Genomic DNA, 21,363 nt, shown 5'->3' with positions numbered 1-21,363 from the left:
GGTGGGGATCGGCGCATTGCCTTTCGGCATGCGGTGTCCGCGTTCGCGGTGACGTGCCACGTTAACCGCGAGTCCCTTCATGTCCGCATTTTCCTCCATCGCGCTCGGATGGCGCCTTGGCCTCGTTTGCTCATTGTCATCGCTGCTGCTGCCGGCCGAAGGCTGGGCGCAGACCGCTCCATCAACCAGGCTGGATCCGATCCAGGTCTCGCCTCCCGCCGCCGCAAAGCCGAAACGTTCTTCGCGAAAGAGCACCGCCGCCGCGCGGTCCCGGCCGAGGCCGGCAGCAAATCCGGGAGCGCACGGGACATCGCAACCAGCCGCGTCGTCCGCATCGGCATCGCCGACGCTCAATGCCACCAAGCCGGAAGGAACCGGCAGCCGCCTCAACCTGACACCGCTGCAAACGCCGGCCAGCGTCGAGGTCATCTCGTCGGAGACCATCGCCGAACGCGGTCAGCATAATGTGATCGATGCCGTCACCCAGAACGCGGCCGGCTTCATCGCAACGCCCGCTCCCGGCAATGGCGGCCTGTCGTTCAGTACTCGCGGCTTCGCCGGCAGCAATTCGGTGATGACGTTGTATGACGGCACGCGCTTCTATATCGGCTCCGGAACCCTGACGTTCCCATACGACACCTGGTCGACGCAACGCATCGAGGTGCTGCGCGGTCCGGCCTCGGTGCTGTACGGCGAAGGCGCGATCGGCGGCGTCATCAACGTGATCCCGAAAAAGCCGCTCGCGACGCCCTACAACGAAGCCGAGGTCTCGCTCGACAGCAACATGACGCGACGGCTCGCGGTCGACAGCGGCGGTTCGATCAACCCCAATGTGTCGTACCGCGTGAATGCCACCGGCAACATGTCGGACGGCTGGGTCGATCGCGACACGACCTCGAATGCGGTGGTCTCCGCCGCGGTGCGGGTGCAGGCGTCCGACAATCTCGCCTTCACGCTCTCCGAGAACTATGGCGACCGCAGCCCGTCGCGCTATTTCGGCACGCCGCTGATCAACGGCACAATCCAGGATGCGCTGCGCTTCAAGAACTACAACGCATCAGACAGCACCATTCGCTATCAGGACAGCTGGAGCCAGTTCAAGACCGAATGGGACGTTGCCGACGGCGTAAAGATCAACAACACGCTCTACTATCTGACCAGCGAGCGGCACTGGCGCGACGTCGAAAACTACGCCTGGAATCCGAAGACGCAGCTGATCGATCGCTCCAGCTATATCGAAATCTTCCACGACCAGAAGCAACTCGGCAACCGGATGGATGCGACCCTCAGCGGGCACATCTTCGGCCTTGCGAACCAATTCATTGCCGGGTTCGACGTCAACCGGATCGACTTCACCCACACCAACAACTCGCCCTATGGCGGCGCGTCGTCGGTGAATCCTTATGTCTTCGATCCCGGATCGTTCTTCGCGACGACGACGGCGACCGCGCCGGGCTTCAACGCGATCGTCAATCAATACGCGCTGTTCGCCGAGGACCGGCTCTCGCTGACCGATCAATTGTCACTCGTCACTGGCGTCCGGTATGATCGTCCCGAAGTCGATCGCACCGATGACAAGGTGCCATCGAACAGCTTCGACGTTTCGCTGTCGGGCACCAGCTGGCGCGCCGGCCTCGTGTATGAGCCGATCAAGAACCTCGCGTTCTATGGTCAATATGCGGTCGGCGTCGATCCCGTCACCAATCTCATCTCGCTGCCGACCACGCAAAAGACCTTCCAGCTCGCCGTCGGCAAGCAGACCGAGATCGGGGTAAAGCAGTCGTTTTGGGGCGGCCGCGGCGAGTGGACGTTGGCGGCCTATGAAATCGTCAAGACCGGCCTGACGATTCCCGATCCAAGCAATCCCACCGGGCTGGCGCTGCAGATCGGCCAGCAATCATCCCGCGGGATCGAGGGATCGATCGGCCTTGCGCTGAACGACGGCTGGCGCCTCGACGCCAACCTAGCGCTGCTGCGCGCCAGATACGACAACAACAGTCAGGTGGTCGGCGGGAGGATCGTGAGCTATGACGGCAATGTTCCGGTCAACGTGCCGCAGCAGGTCTCCAACATCTGGCTGACCTGGGACTTCGCGCCCAACTGGTCGGTCTATGGCGGCGTGCAATTCGTCGGTCAGATGTACTCCGATCTTGCCAACACCCAGTTGCGGCCGGGCTACAACGTGGTCAACGGTGGTATCAGGTGGAGGCCGGATGACCGCACCACAGTCGCGTTCCGTGTCTACAATCTGTTCGACAAGGTTTACGCGGTGACCTCGAACGGTACAGGGCAGTGGCTCCTGGGCATGCCGCGCACCGCGGAACTGTCCGTCAACGTGAAGTTCTGAGCATGCGCAGCGCGTTGATCCGGCGCGGACGGCGATGGCTCTATGTCATCCATCGCTGGATCGGCATCGCGACATGCCTGCTGTTCGCGATGTGGTTCATCTCCGGCCTTGTGATGATGTACGTGGCCTTTCCGCGCCTAACCGATCGGGAGCGCCTCGCCGCGCTTCCCATTATTGCCTGGAACAAGGTGCAGATCGCACCGGATCGCGCCATGGCGATCGCGGGTATGGAGCATTATCCGCGCGACCTGCGCCTCTCGATGATGTCTGACATGCCGATCTATCGGGTGACCGGGTGGGGGCAGCACCCCATCACCATTTCAGCAATCGACGGCAGCGTCATTGACGGGATCACGGCGGACCAAGCCCTTGCGATTGCCGGCCATCACCCTCATGCGGCGCAGCCGCATTTGCTCGACACCGTGACGCGCGATCAATGGTCCGTCACGGCGCGGTTCGATCCCTTGCGGCCGCTCTATCTGATCGCGCTCGGCGATCGTGACGGCACTGAGCTTTACGTCTCGTCCCGCACCGGCGAGATCGCGCTCGACACGACGCGGCAGGAGCGCGTCTGGAACTGGCTCGGCTCGATCCCGCACTGGATCTATCCGACTGTCCTGCGCAAGGACGGTCCGCTGTGGCGGCAGGTCGTGCTGTGGATCTCAGGCATATGCCTCGTCGTGGCGGTCACCGGCTTCTGGATCGGCATTCTCCGGCTGCGGCTGACGCGCCGTTACGCGCGCCGCACCGTCTCGCCGTATCGCGGCTGGATGGCCTGGCATCACATCGCCGGCCTGATCGGCGGCATCTTCGTGTTCACCTGGATGTTCAGCGGTTGGCTGTCGCTCAATCCCGGGGAGGCGTTCTCCCGCCGCGGCATCACCAGGGATATCGCCGCCAGATATAGCGGGCACGACGCGCCCGATATCGCCACCAGCTTCCAATCGACACCCTCGACGGCGGCCGTGGAGGCGAAATTCGTCTGGGTCGGTGGGCGGCCGTTGATGGTGCTCGATGATAACAATGGCCGTCGGAGTCTTGCGGAGCCGACGACGGCCGCGCCGACAACATTATCGCACGATCAGATCATCGAAGCCGCGCGCCGCGCAATCTCCGACGCGACGATGGCGTTCTCGCGTCGGATCGATGTATCAGACGCCTACTGGTACACGCTCCACCATGAGCGCGAGTTTCCCGTCTTGCGGATCGGCTTCGCCGATCCCGTCCACACTTGGCTGCACATTTCTCCCGTCACCGCCGAGATCCTCGATCGCAGCGATGATGGACGCCGCACCTATCGCTGGCTCTTCAACGCGCTGCACAGCCTCGATTTTCCGCTGCTGCTGCGCTGCGCCCCATCGCGCGACATCGTGGTCTGGCTGCTCTCGCTGATCGGCACGATCGTGTCGACCAGCGGCATTGTGATCGGCTGCCGACGGCTGCGACGGCGTCTGGCGCCCGCAGGCGATCGAGACCGGCCGTAAGGCATGCAGCGCGACACCTAAAGCGCGATGAGATTGCGTTGAATCGTCATCGCGCTTTAGCTTCTCGTTTAAGCATGATCTTTTCGGAAAACCACTACACACTTTTCCGGATCATGCTCTAGCGCGATTTTCGGTCGCGAACAGGTTCCCTCTCCGAGCTTCCCTTGTGCGGCGGCAGTCTCGTCAACGAATAAGTTGCCGGCCCCATCGGGCGGACCTCGCAGAGCTCGGCCGTCATCCGACGCGCAGAGAAGTTCCGAAGGCGTTGCGGAGAGTCATTAGAGCCCGGTGCGTAGAAGGGCTCGTGCAATATCAAGCTCGCTGATCGCTTCGCGCAAATACCTTCGCGCCGCGGACTTGTCGCCATCTGCACAAGCCGCGCAGAGCTCATTCAAATAGCGGTTCGCTGCTTCTGCATGCAGGACAAGGTCCGCGGCCTCTTCAAAACTCCGCTCGTGTTTTGCATTCATAATCCCACTCCGGCACACCAAGCCTATATCGAGACGCAGCCCCGCTGATGAGTTGCAGGACAGGCGGCCAGAAATAGCGGCGGCTGATGATCGCCTATCATCGCGACCGCACTGCCGAGAGCTGATTGGCGCATCCCCGCACGCCGCAGCTTGGAGCGAACCGTTGTCCGAAGGCCAATAGAGACCACTGCCACAAGAACCGTGTTCATCTCTCTATGGCGACCATCTCTCTCCATAAGGACTCGTCAGCGGCTGTAAGTCCCGACCAGATCAGCTTGAGCGAGCGTGTGCTTTTGGGCGGCTTTCCAGATGTCTTCGACGGACATCTTGGGGGCTCGTGACAACGCGTCAACATCCAGCGCGGCAAGCTTAAAATGATAGTGATGTGTTCCGTGTCCCTTGGGCGGCGCGGGGCCGCGGTAACGCGGTTCGCCGAAATCGTTGACACCCTTTCCCAGTTTCTCCGTTTTCGCGCCGTGGCCAACGCCCTCCGGCAACATCGATCGCTCGCCCATAATGTTATAGAGGCCCCAATGGCGGAACGTACCGGACGGCGCATCGGGATCCTCGACAACCAGCACAAAGCTTTTGGTTTCCGCCGGCGGGTCGGACCACTCCAGAGGCGGAGAGACGTTTTCGCCATCCGCGGTGTATTTCGCCGGAATCTGATCGCCGTCACGGAACGCAGGACTTGTCAAGCTGAACGTCATGACCGCCTCCTTCTGCTGTAGTCAATCGCATCGCCGTCGCCAACGGCTTTGCTGCCGCAAACCTCCCTAGATGTGGCGACGTTCCTTGTCGGTCGGCTCGGAGACGCCGTGCAGGGCGCCTTGCGCCGAGCGCGCCTCAGATCGGCCGAGATCCGCAAGCGCGATCACCCCGACCAGCCGCTTGTCGTGATTGAGTACCGGCAAGCGTCGGACCTGATGCTTGGCCATGATCTGCGCCGCCGCTTCTGCATCATCATCTTCAAAGCAGTACCCGACACCTTCCGACATAACATCGCGAACCGACGTATTTCCCGGCGCGCGGCCATCGGCGACTGCCCGTACCGCGATGTCGCGATCTGTGATCATGCCGATCAGTCGGTCGTTCTCACCGACGGGCAAGCAGCCAATATTCCCTGCGCGCATTTTGCGGGCAACATCCCGGATCGTCATGTTCGGATCGGCAATCTCTACTTTCTGCCGCATGATTTCGTGCACCTGCATATGCATGTCTCCTCAAGCCTGCATCGACGATTTTCCCCGGTTGCCCAATCAACGTCCTGCGCGCCGCCCGGTTTCTCGCCGCCCCTCGCGCCAAGAACGCGTCAGGTGGGGTGACTCGATCTCCTCCAGGGAGGCGTTCCGCCATTGGCGCGAATTTTTCGAACGAGCAAAGTGTGCTTCGAAGGAACCAAAGGATGGGGCGGGCCAGCGATCCATGAAAAATGGCACATCGATTGGCTACGACTTTCTTGTTCTATCTTGTCCATCTTCCCCGAATATCAACACCCCAAATATCGACACTCCAGATATCAACACCTCGGAACCTATTCGCGGAAGTCGTATTGGCCCCATGTTGGACCAACGATGGATAAATCCCATGGGCGCAACAGGTCTCGATGTATTCGACAGAACGATCCATCTCACGAACGTATGGTTGGATGAAATGATGGCGTCGCTGCCTCGCGACAAGCAGCTGGCATGGCATGTCCTGGGTGCGGTGTTACGAACGGTGCGTGATCGCGTCCCGCTCAATCTCGCTGTTCATCTTGGAGCGCAACTGCCGATCCTGGTGCGCGGTACCTACTTCGAACAGTGGCGGCCGAGCGAGACGCCACGAACGTGGCGCTCGCAGGAGGAGTTCCTTGCGCTCATAGCGGCGCAAATGAGTTCCGATAAGCCGGTCAATGCGGCCGATGCGGCACGTGCGGTGTTCCGCGTGTTGAATCACCACATCGATCCTCATCAGGCCGAGAAGGTCCGGCATTCGCTACCCGAGGAGGTTCGTGCGCTATGGCCGGCGCAAGGTGTCTCGTCAGCCGCGTGACGCGCACGAAGCCAAGGAAAAGCCCCGGGAGCAAACGATGACGAAGCCTCCTCCAGTTCCCTATGAAAATCAAAGCCACAAGGGTTCCGGTGATCCGAAATCGGGAAATCCGCATCAGGCTCAAACCGGGAAAAAGCAGATCGAAAGGCCCGATCAACAGGCACACCAGGGCAACACAAGGCAGAACACGACCCACCAAGGATACCAGCAGGACCGGTAGCAATGTCGACTTCCACGAAGACACGCGCGAGCATCCGGCAGGGCGGCCCTGGGGCCGCGCACGAGAACGCAAAGGCCGCACTCGAAATCAGGAAGCCGACCGCGGACGATCCTCTGCGGCGGCACAGTAAGGTATCTGGTGGTGGTGGCGAACGCGACCTCCATCATGCTCATCGCCCTTCGGACAAGGGCGGAGGAACGCGGCGACCGCGAAGAGGGTCTCATGAGCAGGCATGTGAAACTGAAGAAGCCGATTGATACAGATCTCCATCGCAATCCGCTGATTGGCGGATCGAAGGGCGTCACAATGGCGCAGGCGCGGCCCGACGATGTCGATGCATTGGAAGGCGAAAATACCTTCGAAGGTGACGTCGAGAACGATACCAATCCGCAAGGTGGTGTCGAGAAACGGCGACGGCGCGCAGGCCGCTCGCGTCGCGGCTCAGACCATGGCGGTCCTTCCCGTTCGATCGAGCTGCAGGGAAGGATTACTCACGAGCAGCAGTTGCGGATTCTGGAACGGAAGCCTGACGTTCCTGATGCGCGGCAAGTCGGGCAGGATATTGCCCGCCTGGAGGAAAACAGTGTTACTCGGCGTCCCAAACGGAATGCGCGGCAGTCCGAATTTCCGGTGAGCCGCGGCGGTCTCAATCAGGAGAGCCGGCACAACAAGCACAACCACCCCAAAATGGGAAACGGGACGATGAAAGGACGGCCGAAGCTGTGAGGGTCGAGCGCATGACCAACAAAGCGGGAAAGCATTTCGGGTCCGGAGCAACAAGCAAGGGCAAAGGAGCCGGGAGCGGAGGTTTGAGCAACCTACGGGACGATCTGATCGGTGAGAACACGGTTCTGTCCAATCGCGACAAGGCTAAGCATTCGCGTGAGCGGGGCCAGGACAGGAAATGGATCGAGACCGAGCAACTGCAGGACCACGTCGCCAACAAGGGGCGCGGCTAGGGAGAGCATTGCGCCGAAGCCAGCGCCGCCAGGCGGCGATCAATTCGTCCTCGGAGTCAATCGCCAGATCGCTTAACTTGGCTGTTACGACGATGACATATGGGATTCGTCCAATGTGACGGCGTAGCACGGAGCGGTCGAGTTCACGGCATCCTTCGCGGCATGCTTGGCTCGGGCATCCTTGGCTCGATTGCCGAGTGCGCTGAGCAAGGCCAGAAGATCCGATCGCTTCTCGCCTCACCCTTGCCCCTGGCTTGACCGCTAGGCCCTGGCCCGTTCGCTGTTGGCGGCGAGCTGCTTGAGCAGCGAATCGAAGGGATCGATGAATTTCTGGACCGCATCGTTCTCGAGTTGGGCGGCGGCAAGACCGAACGACACCCCGAGTCGCTCGAGGTCGGCCATCACGCGTTGCGCGTCCGGCACGCCCTGCTCAACTGTTGCCTGCACCGTGCCATGGTCCTGGAACGCCGCAATCGTCTTGCGCGGCATCGTGTTGATAGTCATCGGGCCGATCAACGGTGCGACATACATCAGATCCGGATAGTCCGGGTTCTTGGTGCTGGTGCTCGCCCACAGCATTCGTTGGGGACGCGCGCCGTTCTCGGCAAGCGCCATCCAGCGGTTGCTCGTCAGGTGACGGACGAAGGCCTGATAGGCGAGCTTGGCGTTGGCGATCGCGACCCTGCCCAGAAGTGCGCGCGGATCAGGATGAAGAGGAGGGCGGTCCGGCACGATGCGCTGCCGCAACAGCCGATCCACCAGCACGTCGATGCGACTGAGGAAGAAGCTTGCGACCGACGCGATGCGATTGACCGATCGGCCGGCCGCCAGCCGTCGTTCGAGCGCCCGCAGGTAGGCCTCAGCCACCCCTTCGTAGCGGGCGATCGAGAACAAGAGCGTGATGTTGATGTTGATGCCTTCGAACAGCAACTGCTCGATGGCGGGAACGCCTGCCGAAGTGCCCGGGATCTTGATGAAGAGATTGGGCCGGTCGACCTCTTTCCACAGTCTGCGCGCCTCCTCCATCGAGGCCTCGGTGTCGTGAGCGAGGTGAGGCGACACCTCCAGGCTGACAAAGCCGTCGACGCCGTCGGTCTCCTCGTACACTGGACGCAGGATGTCGCAGGCGTCCCGGACGTCCGCGGTAATCAGCCGCTCGTAGATGCCAGCCGGGGACTGGCCTTCAGCGGATGCCCGGGCAATGTCCTCGTCATAGTCGGCACCCTCCGCGACCGCCTTTTCGAAGATCGCCGGGTTCGATGTAATGCCGCGCAGGCCTTGCTCGCCGACCCGCTGCGCCAGTTCGCCGCTGCGGATCATTCGCCGGGTGAGATCATCCATCCAGCAGCTTTGTCCCTGCGCCAAGAGCTCGACCGTTCGGTTCATGTGTTCGTTCTCCTAGTTCGATCAGGAGCAGAGGGCGTACAACCCTGCATCAATGTCTTCTGGTGTTGCCGCCGAGACCTGCCCGACGGGACGATGCGGTGGCCAAGGCGGCCCAGTCGGATTCACCGTGGCCGTGTGCGATGGCGTCGAGGAGAGAATCGTGCACCAGGCCGGCGACAGGCAATGGAACACCGGCAGACTCGCCCGCGGATACGGCCAGGTTCATATCCTTGAGGCCGAGACTCGCCTTGAACAGGGCCGGCTCGAATGTCCGATTCAGGATGAGCTCGCCGTATGTCCGATACACGGGAGCTGAGAACAAGCTTCCCGTAAGCGCCGTCATCATGCGTGCTGGATCTAGCTGATGGCGCTCCGCGAGCGTGATCGCCTCAGCCATTGTCTCAATCGCGGATGCAAGCAGCAGGTTGGCGGCGATCTTTGCAACATTGGCCTTATGCGGCTGGTCCGACACGTGCCAGGTCTTCTTGCCTATGGCATCGAGCAGCGGTTGGGCGCATGCAATTGCCGATGCGTCTCCCGCCGTAAGCACGTGCAGCCCGCCTTGCGCCGCAACATCGGGCCGGCCGAGCACCGGTGCCGCCACATAAGCGAGCCCGCACTCGTTGTGAACCTTCTCCAGCTGCTTCGCCAGATCGACCGAGATCGTGGCGGTCACCACGTGGACGAGCCCGCGCGGGGATGCGCGCAGCGCACCGCTCTCCAGCAGCACGGAGCGCACGGCGTCATCATTGGCCAGCATCGTGATGGCGGCTGGTGCGGAAAGCGCATCCTGCGGCGTGTCGACGCGATGCCCTCCCATTCGCACGATGCTGTCGATGGGCTCAGGCGAGCGATTCCAGACCCGCACATGGTGACCGAGTTCGATGAGGCGATGCACCATGGCGGATCCCATGGCCCCTAGCCCGATGAAGCCAACTTCCATCCTTGTTCCTCCGCAAGTCCTCGCTCCACAGGAGCCTCGGCTATCGCCATTCACCTCTGATCAGCGGACCGATCGGATGCTCGCGCGGCGCCATCTTGAGCTGTCGGAAGATGTAGGCACTGCGGGCGGTTTCGTGCTCGGTCTCGATGTCGACCGCATAGGCGCGCTCGGGGTCGGCGCGTGCACCGATGAGGATGAACTCGGCGCCCTCATAGTCGAAAAGGTGCGGGTCCTCCGATGCAAAGCGCCGGCCGCGGAATTCCTTCTCAAGCGGTTTGGGATAGCGCGCCTCTTCCCGTTCCGGCAGTCCAGCGCCGGGCGGCGAGCCGGCGTCGGGGTTCTTGATGGAAAGAATGTATGCCGCCTCACGCTCGATATTCAGCTCCTCCTGAACCTCGCCCGGCCGCTCCGGCAGTTCGAGCTCATAGGTCAGGTGCAGATTGCGGTCACGCCTGATCAGCGCGTAAATCCCTTCGCAGGCCGGCCGAACCGGCGGCAGCGTGCGCTCGCCGCGCGTCCTGGTCGCGCAACGATGCGTTCGAAATTCCTCCTCGACGTCCAGACCGGTCTCGATCGCCTCGATGAAGCCCCATATGCGCTCATGATTACGGGCTTCGGGCAGCCTCTTGCGACCGAGCACAGCCACGCGAAGCCGCGGCTGCTTTTCCGGTTTCATCACCATGTAATAGCGCTGGACGTCAGCCAAACCTTCGGCCCTGTGTTCCCCGACCCGCGGTCGGTAGGCAAAAAAGACGTCGCCTTTTTCGACGATGTCCTCCGAAGCCTCAGCCTGACGACCGCCGCGTCTGCGTCCAACAGAAACCATCTCGCGGCCAATCGTGCTCAAAATCTTGTGCGTGTTGCACCCGGCTAACGGAATGCAGGTGCAGGCGTTCCTGAGTTCCATCTGGAGGGTGATGAGGCTGCGTAACTCCCCGCGCGGGCCGTGCGTGGCTTTAGGAACAACCAGGGCTGGGCCGCGTTCGACGCCATACTGCTCATCCGACGACCCGTGTCCGGATGGGGCTACGTTGTACGGTCCGCAAGCGACCTTTAGCCGTCGGCGCCATTGAAATGCACATGGCGGCGCCAGGTGCTCCGAGGTTCCCGCGCCAAGCAGTACCATGCATCAAGCTACGCCGGTCCGCGGATCCGCCGGCGTCATAACCGCGAGTTTGCCATGGCTGAAGCAGGCCTTCGCAATTTCACCGTCAATTTCGGTCCGCAACACCCCTCAGCTCATGGAGTGCTTCGTCTCGTGCTGGAGCTTGATGGTGAGGTGGTCCGTCGCGTCGATCCTCACATCGGCTTGCTTCATCGTGGCACCGAAAAGCTGATCGAGCACAAGACCTATCTGCAAGCGATCGGATATTTCGACCGGCTCGATTACGTCGCACCGATGAACCAGGAACATGCATTCTGCCTTGCTGCCGAAAGGCTGCTTGGCCTCGAAGTGCCGCGCCGTGGCCAGCTGATCCGCGTGCTCTACTGTGAAATCGGACGCCTGCTGTCCCATCTTCTCAACATCACGACCCAGGCGATGGATGTCGGAGCGCTTACCCCGCCCTTGTGGGGATTTGAAGAGCGCGAAAAGCTGATGGTGTTCTACGAAAGGGCATCTGGAGCTCGCATGCACGCCAACTATTTCCGCGTCGGTGGTGTGCATCAGGACCTGCCACCGAAGCTGATTGATGACATTGAAGCATTTTGCGAACCGTTCTTGCACGTAGTGGATGATCTGGATCGCTTGCTGACGGGACTTCGCATCTTCAAGCAACGCAATGTCGACGTCGGCAGGGTAACGCTGAAGCAAGCCTGGGAGCTTGGCTTTTCGGGTGTCATGGTGCGCGGCTCTGGCGCAGCCTGGGACCTGCGTAAGGCGCAGCCCTACGAGTGCTATCCGGAAATGGATTTCGACATTCCGATCGGCAAGAACGGCGATTGCTATGACCGCTATCTGGTTCGCATGGAAGAAATGCGTCAGTCGGTGCGCATCATGCGACAGTGTATCAGCAAGCTCCGCGAGCCGGATGGGCAGGGGCCGGTCGCCGTGCAAGACAACAAGGTCTTTCCCCCGCGCCGCGGTGAGATGAAGCGTTCGATGGAAGCCCTCATCCATCACTTCAAGCTTTACACGGAGGGTTTTCGCGTGCCCGCCGGCGAGGTCTATGCGGCCGTAGAAGCCCCCAAGGGCGAATTCGGCGTCTACCTGGTCTCGGACGGGACGAACCAGCCTTACCGGTGCAAGATCCGTGCGCCCTCGTTCGCACATCTGCAGGCGATGGACCTGCTCTGTCGCGGCCATTTGCTTGCCGACGTCGCGGCGATCATCGGCTCGCTGGATATCGTTTTCGGAGAGATCGATCGCTAATGCTGGAAAGGAGATCATCATGCCGCGTCCCGCAATCAAGCAACGGCCAGTCACGCAAATCACCATCATCGAAGCTGAACCGGAGAAGCAGGCCGAAGCACTGTCGGTCATGACGGAGCGCGCTCGGTTCATGCAGCGTCAGCCGGGGTTCATTTCAATCAGCTTGCATCGAAGCCTCGATGGGCGCCGGATCGTGAACTATGTTCAATGGGAAACGCGCGACCTGCTCCGAGCGGCGCACCAATCGCCGGAATTTCGGAAAGCCTGGAGCCAGTTCGAGAGCGTGACCGACGTGATCGATCCGCATCTCTATGAAATTGCCGAGGTCCTTGGTGATCGACGGTGAGCTCGCGGTTCTTGGGCGCGAGAGCGACGCGCCAGGATGATGCGAACGGCTCGCGATGTTGGTGGACGCGGAGCGCCAGGGTGGTCGGGCACCCGAATAGCCTGCGCGCCCCCTCAATCTCAATTGCTCTGATGGCTGCTGTACTTTCGCTTGTGCTGTTACCGCCATCGGCCCGCGCCCAAGACAGTTCAGTCCTCACCTACCACGCGGATAACAGCCGAAGCGGCCACTATGTCGTCCCGGCGCTCTCCTGGGAGAAAGCCAAGTCGGTCCAGATCGACGGGACGTTCAAGGCGAGTATCGCGGGATCGACGTATGCCCAGCCGCTTTACTGGCGTCCTCCTGGAGCGAACACCGGGATGCTGTTCGTGGCGACTGAGGACGACGTCGTATATGCCCTGGACGCGACGACCGGAGAGGAACTGTGGAGACGCGCGGTCGGGCGTCCCGTACGAGCGTCGTCATTGCCGTGCGGGAATATCAATCCGCTTGGCATCACCGGCACACCGGTGATCGATCCTGCAACGCAAGCCATCTATTTCGATGCGGCGGTCGAGCGGGCAAGCGGACCGAGCCATGAGGTGTTCGCGCTTTCGACAAAGGATGGCAGCGTCCTTCCGGGCTGGCCGGTCGATGTCGCCGGCGCGCTGCAAAGGTCGGGGCGGCATTTCGATCCGCGCGTGCAGAACCAGCGCGCGGCGCTCACATTGCTTGACGACACGCTCTACGTCGCCTTCGGCGGCCATTTCGGCGATTGCGGGAATTATCATGGCTGGATTGTCGGAATTTCCCTGCGCGACCCGGGCAAGCTGACGAGCTTCGCGACGCGGGCGCGCGGAGGTGGCAGCTGGTCGCCTGGCGGGCTCAGCGTGATCGGACATGACATCTATTTCACGACCGGCAACACGATGGGCGCGCAAACCTGGAGCGACGGCGAAGCCGTGTTTCATGTCGGAGCAGACCTGCGCCGCAGTGACGACAAGAGGAATTATTTCGCTCCATCAGACTGGAAAACACTCGATGCCGGCGATGTCGATCTCGGAGGTACCAATCCGCTTCCTCTCGACGTTCCCGGCGCGGGCGGCGACCGAGCCCTGATCCTGGCGCTGGGCAAGGACGGCAAGGCTTATCTTCTGGATCGACATGATCTCGGTGGCATTGGTGGCCAGTTGGCGGTCAAGGAAGTATCGCAGTCATCGATCATCACCTCGCCTGCCTCCTATCGCGCCGGCAACGATGTCTTTGTTGCGTTCCGGGCTTCAGGAGCGCAGTGCCCGTCGAATCGGGGTCATGAACTGACAGTGCTAAAGATCACGGCTGACGCTCGGCCGGCGGTGGCCACGGCGTGGTGCGGCGCGCTCCGCGGCCGTGGTTCCCCCATTGTGACCACCACGGACGGGCATTCCAATCCGATCGTGTGGATACTTGGCGCTGAAGGCGACGATCGGCTGCACGCGTTCCGCGGCGATACGGGCGAGCAGATCTATGCCAGCGAGACCTTGCGCGGTCTTAGACGCTTCCAGACGCCGATCGCGACAAAGGACCGTCTGTACGTCGGCGCCGATGAACGCGTTTACGCTTTCAAGTTCTGAGCCTCGCACGTTCTGAGCCTCGCGGCGCTTGTGTGGGACGTGCAGTTTGCACACGCTCACGCGACTGGTCTCAGTGAGCGCGATAGGAACAGCCCACTCGGCAAATCGTTGAACCTCGGGAACAATGGTAGGCGGCTGGGCAGCAACGAGAAACGGACATGAGAATGGAGTACCCAAACCTGTCCTTCAGCTACCGCCGAGCATCGGTCATAGGGAGCATTGTCGCTCCTGCAATCCTGGTGAGCGCAAGTATCGCGCAGGCGCAACCCGATTTCGCCGGATCCACAGGGGCGCCGGCGTGGATGCATCATGTCGCGGATACCGGGGATACCAAGCGTGACGGCCTGCCTAGCTTTGCCGAACTCGCGGAAAAAGTGCAACCCGCGGTGATTGGCGTTATCTCCAGGACCACAGCGACGCGGAAGATGCTTCCCGGTCAACCCTTCCAGTTTGGCGTCCCCGGTCAACGTGCTCCAAAGGACGAAAAGGTCCCGGAACCTGACGGGTCGGGCCCAGGGGAGGCACCGAATACTCGCGAATCGCTTTCGGTTGGATCAGGCTTCTTCATCTCATCAGACGGCTATGCCGTGACAAACAGCCACGTTGTTGAACACAACAAGACCGTCCAGATCCGGACGAATGATGACAAGACCTATCAGGCGCGAGTCGTCGGGACGGATTCGCTCAGCGATCTTGCCCTGATCAAGGTCGATGGGCGCACGGACTTCAGCTACGTCCGGCTCGCCGACCAGCCTCCTCGCGTGGGGGATTGGGTCCTCACCGCAGGCAGCCCGTTCGGGCTCGGCGGAACAGTCACAGCGGGGATCGTTTCGGCGCGCGAGCGTGAAATCGAGACTGGCCCGACCGAAGGATTCATCCAGATCGACGCTCCTATCAACACCGGTGACTCCGGAGGACCGAGCTTCAATACCAGCGGTGAGGTCATCGGCGTCAACAGCATGATCGTTTCGCCATCCGGAGGCTGGGCGGGAGTGGCTTTTGCAATACCGGCCGATACCGCCAAATCAGTGATACCCCAACTGAAGGACAAGGGGAGTGTAACGCGCGGATCGATAGCGGCCGAGGTTCAATCGGTCACTCCCGACATCGCGGACAGTCTCGGTATGAGCAATCCCCATGGTGCGATTGTTGCGAATGTTCGCGACGGCGGCCCTGCCGCGAAAGTCGGACTAAAGAGGGGTGACGTGATCACATCAGTCGACGGGCAGCCGATCAAGACTGCCAACGATCTGACAAGGAAGATCCATGCGATGTCGCCCGGCTCCTCGGTCCAACTGGCGATGGTTCGAGATGGGCAGGAGAGTTCATTAAATGTGACCTTGGACCGGCTGCCCGATCAATCCAATTCTTCGCCAGCCAATCCACGATAAGCGGCGGTCGAAGCATCTGATTGGTCCGCTTCCCCCGTGCAGGCCCGGTGCATAGCGATGACCTTAAACTCTGCATCGCGAGGCGCCTGTGCGCGGGCTCCCGGGCGTTCCCTTGGGCACATTGCCAGCTTGACGGAGGAACTGATGGCCAGGGCAAGCCTCGCCAACACGCATAACCGTCGTGTCGTACCCGAGGGGCTTGTGCGGTGGAGAGCAAACCGCACCCGTAAGGCAGGCCGCTTGTCGCTTCGGAACGCGGCCAGCGACCTATTCAGCAAGCTGCGCAATCGCGCTCTCGCGGAAGCCGGTCGTTATGCAGCAGAAGTGCTGACGAAATCCGGCGTGGTCGGCCGGGAGTGATCGTCACTTCTGGCGCCGCAGGGGTTCGCCTGTCGGTCAGTTCTGGGTGTCTGCAGCCGAGCTGTCAGATCGCTTCAAAATCACGCGATGTATTTGTGCGTCACGCTTTCATCGGAACGAACCAGCATGCGTTCGCTTTACCGAACCATCGCGTCAAAATGGGATCGCAATAACCAGGCCCGGCGCAGATCATCCGCGATACCGGAATGTTCTGATGGCGATCGTACGCTTTGCTCTGAAATATCGACATACGTTCTATGTCATGGCGCTGGCCATGCTGGTGCTCGGCGTGAGCGCGATCCTGAGCGCGCCCAAGGATATTTTTCCGCGCATCGATGTCCCCGTCATCACGCTGATCTGGCAGTACACCGGCCTCACGCCGGAAGAGATGGAGCAGCGGGTCACAACGTATAGCGAATATTCAATCAGCTCGAGCGTCAATAACGTACGCAACATCGAGTCGCAGACGCTGTCCGGCATCAGCGTCGAAAAGATCTACTTTCAGCCCAATGTCAACGTCGACCTCGCGATGAGCCAGATCGTCGCGGCGAGCAACTCGATCCGCAACCTCATGCCACAAGGCATTCAGCCGCCGATCGTGGTGCAGTACAATGCGTCCAGCGTGCCGGTGCTGCAACTGAGCTTGAGCTCAGATCGTCTCAACGAGCAGCAACTCTATGACTACGGCATCTATCGCATCCGGCAGGCTCTTGCGCCGATCCAGGGCATCACGCTGCCCACGCCGTATGGCGGCAAGTATCGTCAGATCATGGTTGATATAGACCCGGAGGCCCTGCGCGCCAAAGGTGTGACGCCGACTGACGTGGTCAATGCCGTCAATGCGCAAAGCCTGACGCTGCCTTCGGGCGACGCCAAAATTGGGCACAAGCAGTATATCGTCGGCATCAACGCGCAGCCGTCGACCGTCGAAGCGCTGAACAGCGTGCCGATTCGTCAGGTCGGCAACACGACGGTGGCGCTCAAGGATGTCGCCCATGTCCGTGACGGCTGGGCGGTGCAGCAGAACGTCGTGCGCGCCGAGGGCCGCCGCTCGATCCTGCTTACGATCATCAAGAACGGCGACGCCTCTACCCTCGACGTCGTGAACCGCGTCAAGGCGGCACTTCCGGAGATTCAGAAAGCAGCCCCGCCTGGGATGGAGATTCGGCCGTTGTTCGATCAGTCCGCATTTGTATCAGAGGCCATCGACGGTGTGGTTCGCGAGGGCCTGATCGCGACAGCGCTGACGGCGCTGATGATCTTGCTCTTTCTGGAATCGTGGCGCTCGATGCTGATCGTCACGGTCTCGATTCCGCTGTCGATCCTCACCTCGCTTGCCGTGCTTGCAGTCATGGGCCAGACCATCAATACCATGACGCTCGGCGGCCTTGCGCTCGCCATCGGCATTCTCGTCGATGATTCCACGGTGGCGATCGAGAATACGCATCGGCTGTTCGAGCGCCGCATGGATTTCGATCAGGCCGTGCTTGAGGGCTCTGCCGGCATCGCCCTTCCAACCCTCGTCTCGACGCTTGCCATCTGCTCGGTATTCGTGTCGCTGTTCTTCCTGCAGGGGCCTGCGCGATTTCTGTTCACGCCGCTGGCGCTTGCCGTGTCATTTGCGATGCTTGCGTCCTACCTGATAGCACGCACGCTCACGCCGATCATCATCAGCTTCCTGCTGCGAGGCGAACACGCCGGGGATTCCAGCCATTCAGCCCCTGCGAGATTGCTGGCGTGGTTTCACGGAAATTTCACGCGCGCTTTCGAACATTTCCGTGAGTTCTATGACTGGCTGCTCGCCAGGCTCCTGGCCGGCCGGGTCCTGGTCCCGGTCATCGCCGTCGCCATCATCGGCGGAGCGATCGGGCTCGCCCCATTCGTCGGTCTCGATTTCTTCCCACCCGTCGATGCTGGATTGATCCAGCTGCACGTTCGCGCGCCTGCGCGAACGCGCATCGAGGATACCGAGCGGACGTTCCAGGCCGTCGAGAACAAGATCCGCGAGCACATCAGGCCGCAGGATCTCGGCCTCGTTCTCGATAATATCGGATTGCCGCAGCGACTTTATAACCTGGCCTTCACCGATGGTTCAACTATCGGGGTGAATGATGGCCAGATCCTGATCTCGCTCAATAAAGGCCACCGCCCCACCACCGACTATGTCAGAAGCCTGCGCGAGGACCTGCGCCAAGCTTTCCCTGACGTCCTCTTCTATTTTCAACCGGCCGACATGGTCACCCAGATCCTCAATTTCGGCATCCCTTCGCAGATCGACGTCGAAGTGCAGGGTCAGGACCGTGCCGGCAACCGCGAGCTTGCCAAGACGCTGAAGCAGCGCTTGAGCGCGCTGCCGGGTCTTGTGGACGTCCACATCCAGCAGGAACTCGATGCGCCCGAGCTGCATTATGACATCGACCGCTACCGCGCGCAGGAGCTGGGGCTCACTGTCAACAGCGTCGCCAACGATATCAATATCAGCCTGAGCTCGTCGGAACAGGTTTCGCCGAACTTCTGGACCGATCCCAAGGCCGGAATTCCTTACTATCTGGCGGTTCAGACACCGCAATACCGGATCGGTAGCGTCGACGACATCAAGAATACGCCGATCACAAGCCAAGCCGCCACGCAGGCACCGGTCCCCAACGTGCTCGGAAACATCGCAAGCATGAAGCGGCAGTCGGTGCAGTCCGTCTTCAATCACTCGAACGTTCAACCGGTCTACGACGTCTATGGCAGCGTGCAGGACTCCGATCTCGGCACAACGGCGAAGAAGATCCAGGCAATCGTGAGCGATCTGCAAGGCAAGCTCAAGCCGGGTAATCGCATCGCCGTGCGCGGACAAATCGAAAGCATGAACTCGGCGTTCAAGGATCTTTTGACCGGACTTCTGTTCGCTGTCCTCTTCGTCTACCTGTTGATGGTCGTGAACTTCCAGAGCTTTGTCGATCCGCTCGCTGTGCTCCTGGCGCTGCCCGGCGCGGGCTGCGGCATCGTGCTCATGCTGTTTGCGACCGAAACGCCGTTGAGTGTGCCTTCGCTGATGGGCGCGATCATGGCGATGGGCGTGGCCTCGGCAAACTCCGTTCTCCTCGTCGCGTTCGCACGAGAGCGACGCCAGGCGGGCGTCGCGGCGGCAGAGGCGGCGCACGAAGCAGGCAAGACCAGACTACGTCCCGTGTTGATGACGGCTGCCGCCATGGTGGTTGGCATGGTCCCGATGGCGCTGGGGAGCGCGGGCAACGAGCAAAACGCCGTGCTCGCGCGCGCGGTCATTGGAGGAGTCCTGGTGGGCACCGTCACGACGCTATTGATCGTACCCTATCTCTACTCGCTGCTGGGGCGCTATGAGCACGTGCAGGCGATACATCAGCGCGGGCGGAATGCAGGCGAGGAGCAGCAATGAGCGGGCCCGGACGGCAGCCCGATAACGCCCAATCCGGGCGGCGGCGCCGCGTCACCTGGGGCGCTCTGTTGGCCGCGGTTGTGCTGATCGTCGGTCTCGTCTGCTACGGTGCCTGGCAGCGCGGGCAAACCAGTGCGATGGCTCAGCAAACATTGAAGCATGAGCAGAACATGGTCCCGACGGTGCGCACCAGGTCGATCAGTGCGACAACCAACCCGAGAACGTTCAGTCTGACGGGCACGACGGAGGCGTTCGAAAGCGCCACGCTGTTTGCGCGGGCGACGGGATACATCAAAGAGCGCAGGGTCGACATCGGCAGTCGTGTGCACGCCGGCGATCTCCTGGTGACAATAGCAGCGCCTGACCTTGACCAGCAGCTGGTTCAGGCGCGGGCGCAGATGACCCAACTCGAAGCCGCGCTGGAACAGGCGCGCGCCAACGAGCAACTCGCACGTTCAAACAATGAGCGGACATCCCGCCTTGTGGGGCAGGGCTGGCAATCAGAGCAGCAGGGAGATACTGACCGCCTGTCGTTCGCGGCGCAGTCGGCGGCAGTCCGCGTCGCCACAGCCAATCTCACCGCCCAACAGGCGCAAGTCTCGCGGCTTGAGCAACTCACGGGCTTCGAGCGCGTGACCGCGCCCTTCGACGGCATCATCACCTCCCGTCAGGTCGATGTCGGCAGCCTGGTGACTGCGGATACTGCAACCGGCTCGCCATTGTTTTCGATCGCGCGCACCAATACTCTGCGGGTCCAGTCTTACGTACCACAGGACGCCGCGCTCGCGATCAAGGACGGTGCAGAAGCCGACGTCATCGTCCCGGAGATTCCGGGGCGGACGTTCCGGGGAACGATCTCCCGCAATGCCAACGCTCTGCAGGCCGGTACACGGACCCTGTTGACGGAAGTCGACATCGACAACGCTGACGGCACGCTTCATCCCGGCCTTTACTGCACGGTCCGGTTCAGTGTTCCCCGCAGGCGGCCCGCGATCATCGTGCCGGCTGAAGCGGTGATCTTCGATGAGCGGGGCCTCAGCATTGCGGTTGCCGCAGGCGGTCGCGCACATGTGCGCCACATCGAGCTTGAAGCGGACAATGGGGCTGAGGTCGAGGTCAAGCAGGGTCTCAATGCGGGCGAACGGGTCATACTGAACCCGCCAATTGACATTGCCGATGGCATGCCGATCAAGGACGGCGATGCAAATGGCGAGACTGCCGCTGCGCAATAGTGGAGAAAGCCGCCAGGGCGTCTTCGCGCATGCCGTTCGCGGCATGCCCATGCCGCCTGCAAGGAAACCGTGACCGTCTTACGGAATGTTTGACGCATTCATGAGGTGAGCGACAATAGCCTCGTCGTCGATCCGAAGCCTTGATCCAAGCACTACGGATCGAGCTCCGTATCCCAGTAGAGATAGTCGAGCCAGCTTTCGTGCAGGTAGTTCGGCGGAAACAGCCGGCCGTTGCGGTGGAGTTGGTGCACCGTCGGGGCGTAGGGCGTCTGCTTCGGAAACATCTTGGCCTGCTGCGGCGTCAAATTCCCCTTGCGCAGATTGCAGGGCGAGCAGGCGGCGACGACGTTCTCCCAGGTGGTCTGGCCACCCTTGCTGCGCGGAATGATGTGATCGAAGGTGAGGTCGTCGGCCGAGAGACAGTATTGGCAGACGAAGCGGTCGCGGAGGAAGACGTTGAAGCGGGTGAAGGCGGGGTGGGTGCTCGGCTTAACGAAGGACTTGAGGGATACGACGCTCGGCAGCTGGATTTCGAAGGAAGGACTTCGTACCGCCCTGTCGTAATACTCGACGATGTTGACACGATCGAGGAACACCGCCTTGATCGCGTCCTGCCAGGACCAGAGCGACAGCGGGTAGTAACTCAGCGGCCGGAAGTCCGCGTTCAGCACCAGGACCGGCCATCCGCCTTGCGAGACATGTGCGTTCAAATAACGCTCCTGACTCCCATTAGCTGCGAAGCAGCATGCACTCACATACTACAGGCAGCGTGACGGGATTGTGAAGAGCGTTGCTCGGCTTATCCGCCCTGCGCTTGCCATG

The 21,363-nt window shown here is 61.4% G+C and carries 20 protein-coding genes; 13 read left to right on the top strand and 7 right to left on the bottom strand.

What is annotated here, in order from left to right:
• Positions 1-79 precede the first annotated feature (79 nt).
• Together MTX19_RS37530 and MTX19_RS37525 are read left to right on the top strand one after the other, a co-directional pair.
• The gene (locus MTX19_RS37530; protein WP_280981655.1) at positions 80-2,347 is read left to right on the top strand and encodes a TonB-dependent siderophore receptor; all 2,268 of its coding nucleotides are present in this window, start codon (positions 80-82) and stop codon (positions 2,345-2,347) included.
• 2 nt (positions 2,348-2,349) lie between these two features.
• Positions 2,350-3,831: a PepSY domain-containing protein gene (locus MTX19_RS37525; protein WP_280981654.1), complete on the top strand. Its 1,482-nt coding sequence runs from the start codon at positions 2,350-2,352 to the stop codon at positions 3,829-3,831.
• 278 nt (positions 3,832-4,109) lie between these two features.
• Here the strand turns inward: MTX19_RS37525 and MTX19_RS37520 are convergent, their stop codons facing one another.
• The 3 genes from MTX19_RS37520 to MTX19_RS37510 all read right to left on the bottom strand — a co-directional run bounded on the left by MTX19_RS37520 (position 4,110) and on the right by MTX19_RS37510 (position 5,512).
• Positions 4,110-4,301, bottom strand: a complete 192-nt coding sequence (locus MTX19_RS37520; RefSeq protein WP_280975316.1) for a hypothetical protein — start codon at positions 4,299-4,301, stop codon at positions 4,110-4,112.
• Positions 4,302-4,546: 245 nt separating this feature from the next.
• Positions 4,547-5,011: a YbhB/YbcL family Raf kinase inhibitor-like protein gene (locus MTX19_RS37515; RefSeq protein ID WP_280981653.1), complete on the bottom strand. Its 465-nt coding sequence runs from the start codon at positions 5,009-5,011 to the stop codon at positions 4,547-4,549.
• 66 nt (positions 5,012-5,077) lie between these two features.
• On the bottom strand, positions 5,078-5,512 hold the full coding sequence (locus MTX19_RS37510; protein WP_280981652.1) for a CBS domain-containing protein: 435 nt from the start codon (positions 5,510-5,512) through the stop codon (positions 5,078-5,080).
• Positions 5,513-5,888: 376 nt separating this feature from the next.
• Here MTX19_RS37510 and MTX19_RS37505 point away from each other — a divergent pair, with 376 nt between their 5' ends.
• The 5 genes from MTX19_RS37505 to MTX19_RS37485 all read left to right on the top strand — a co-directional run bounded on the left by MTX19_RS37505 (position 5,889) and on the right by MTX19_RS37485 (position 7,514).
• Positions 5,889-6,335 carry a DUF2267 domain-containing protein gene (locus MTX19_RS37505; protein ID WP_280984625.1) on the top strand — a complete coding sequence of 149 codons (447 nt, stop codon included), beginning with the start codon at positions 5,889-5,891 and terminating at the stop codon, positions 6,333-6,335.
• Positions 6,336-6,372: 37 nt separating this feature from the next.
• Complete coding sequence (locus MTX19_RS37500; protein ID WP_280981651.1) at positions 6,373-6,555, top strand: hypothetical protein; 183 nt, start codon at positions 6,373-6,375, stop codon at positions 6,553-6,555.
• Positions 6,556-6,557: 2 nt separating this feature from the next.
• Complete coding sequence (locus MTX19_RS37495) at positions 6,558-6,812, top strand: hypothetical protein (RefSeq protein WP_280981650.1); 255 nt, start codon at positions 6,558-6,560, stop codon at positions 6,810-6,812.
• On the top strand, positions 6,790-7,281 hold the full coding sequence (locus MTX19_RS37490) for a hypothetical protein (RefSeq protein ID WP_280981649.1): 492 nt from the start codon (positions 6,790-6,792) through the stop codon (positions 7,279-7,281). Before MTX19_RS37495 ends, MTX19_RS37490 begins: the two co-directional genes overlap by 23 nt.
• An 83-nt stretch (positions 7,282-7,364) precedes the next feature.
• Positions 7,365-7,514 (top strand): hypothetical protein, encoded by a 150-nt coding sequence (locus tag MTX19_RS37485; protein WP_280981648.1) that lies wholly within the window; start codon positions 7,365-7,367, stop codon positions 7,512-7,514.
• Between the two features lie 261 nt (positions 7,515-7,775).
• Here the strand turns inward: MTX19_RS37485 and tal are convergent, their stop codons facing one another.
• The 3 genes from tal to MTX19_RS37470 are packed head-to-tail and all read right to left on the bottom strand — an operon-like array spanning position 7,776 to position 10,969.
• Positions 7,776-8,900 (bottom strand): transaldolase, encoded by a 1,125-nt coding sequence (gene tal, locus MTX19_RS37480; RefSeq protein ID WP_280981647.1) that lies wholly within the window; start codon positions 8,898-8,900, stop codon positions 7,776-7,778.
• A gap of 49 nt (positions 8,901-8,949) precedes the next feature.
• The gene (locus MTX19_RS37475) at positions 8,950-9,843 is read right to left on the bottom strand and encodes an NAD(P)-dependent oxidoreductase (RefSeq protein ID WP_280981646.1); all 894 of its coding nucleotides are present in this window, start codon (positions 9,841-9,843) and stop codon (positions 8,950-8,952) included.
• A gap of 40 nt (positions 9,844-9,883) precedes the next feature.
• Complete coding sequence (locus MTX19_RS37470; protein ID WP_280985745.1) at positions 9,884-10,969, bottom strand: hypothetical protein; 1,086 nt, start codon at positions 10,967-10,969, stop codon at positions 9,884-9,886.
• Positions 10,970-11,023: 54 nt separating this feature from the next.
• Between MTX19_RS37470 and MTX19_RS37465 the strand changes: the two genes are divergently transcribed.
• From MTX19_RS37465 to MTX19_RS37440, 6 genes are all read left to right on the top strand, one after another.
• Positions 11,024-12,214, top strand: coding sequence for an NADH-quinone oxidoreductase subunit D (locus tag MTX19_RS37465; RefSeq protein ID WP_280975325.1), 1,191 nt, complete (start codon positions 11,024-11,026; stop codon positions 12,212-12,214).
• 19 nt (positions 12,215-12,233) lie between these two features.
• A complete protein-coding gene (locus tag MTX19_RS37460) occupies positions 12,234-12,560 on the top strand; it encodes an antibiotic biosynthesis monooxygenase family protein (RefSeq protein ID WP_280975326.1) in 327 nt (108 codons plus the stop codon).
• Between the two features lie 131 nt (positions 12,561-12,691).
• Positions 12,692-14,152 carry a PQQ-binding-like beta-propeller repeat protein gene (locus MTX19_RS37455; RefSeq protein WP_280981644.1) on the top strand — a complete coding sequence of 487 codons (1,461 nt, stop codon included), beginning with the start codon at positions 12,692-12,694 and terminating at the stop codon, positions 14,150-14,152.
• Between the two features lie 158 nt (positions 14,153-14,310).
• A complete protein-coding gene (locus MTX19_RS37450; RefSeq protein ID WP_280981643.1) occupies positions 14,311-15,543 on the top strand; it encodes a trypsin-like peptidase domain-containing protein in 1,233 nt (410 codons plus the stop codon).
• A 574-nt stretch (positions 15,544-16,117) separates the two neighbouring features.
• Positions 16,118-19,309 carry an efflux RND transporter permease subunit gene (locus MTX19_RS37445; protein WP_280981642.1) on the top strand — a complete coding sequence of 1,064 codons (3,192 nt, stop codon included), beginning with the start codon at positions 16,118-16,120 and terminating at the stop codon, positions 19,307-19,309.
• Positions 19,306-20,541, top strand: a complete 1,236-nt coding sequence (locus MTX19_RS37440; RefSeq protein WP_280985744.1) for an efflux RND transporter periplasmic adaptor subunit — start codon at positions 19,306-19,308, stop codon at positions 20,539-20,541. The genes MTX19_RS37445 and MTX19_RS37440 overlap by 4 nt, the downstream gene beginning before the upstream one ends.
• Before the next feature lie 152 nt (positions 20,542-20,693).
• Here the strand turns inward: MTX19_RS37440 and MTX19_RS37435 are convergent, their stop codons facing one another.
• Entirely contained in the window at positions 20,694-21,251 is a 558-nt protein-coding gene (locus MTX19_RS37435; RefSeq protein ID WP_280981639.1) for an HNH endonuclease, read from the bottom strand.
• Between the last annotated feature and the right edge of the window lie 112 nt (positions 21,252-21,363).

Source organism: Bradyrhizobium sp. ISRA464 (genome assembly GCF_029910095.1).
Classification (GTDB): Bacteria; Pseudomonadota; Alphaproteobacteria; order Rhizobiales; family Xanthobacteraceae; genus Bradyrhizobium.
The sequence above is the reverse complement of the archived record's forward strand: the minus strand, read 5'-3'. Positions and strand labels throughout refer to the sequence as shown.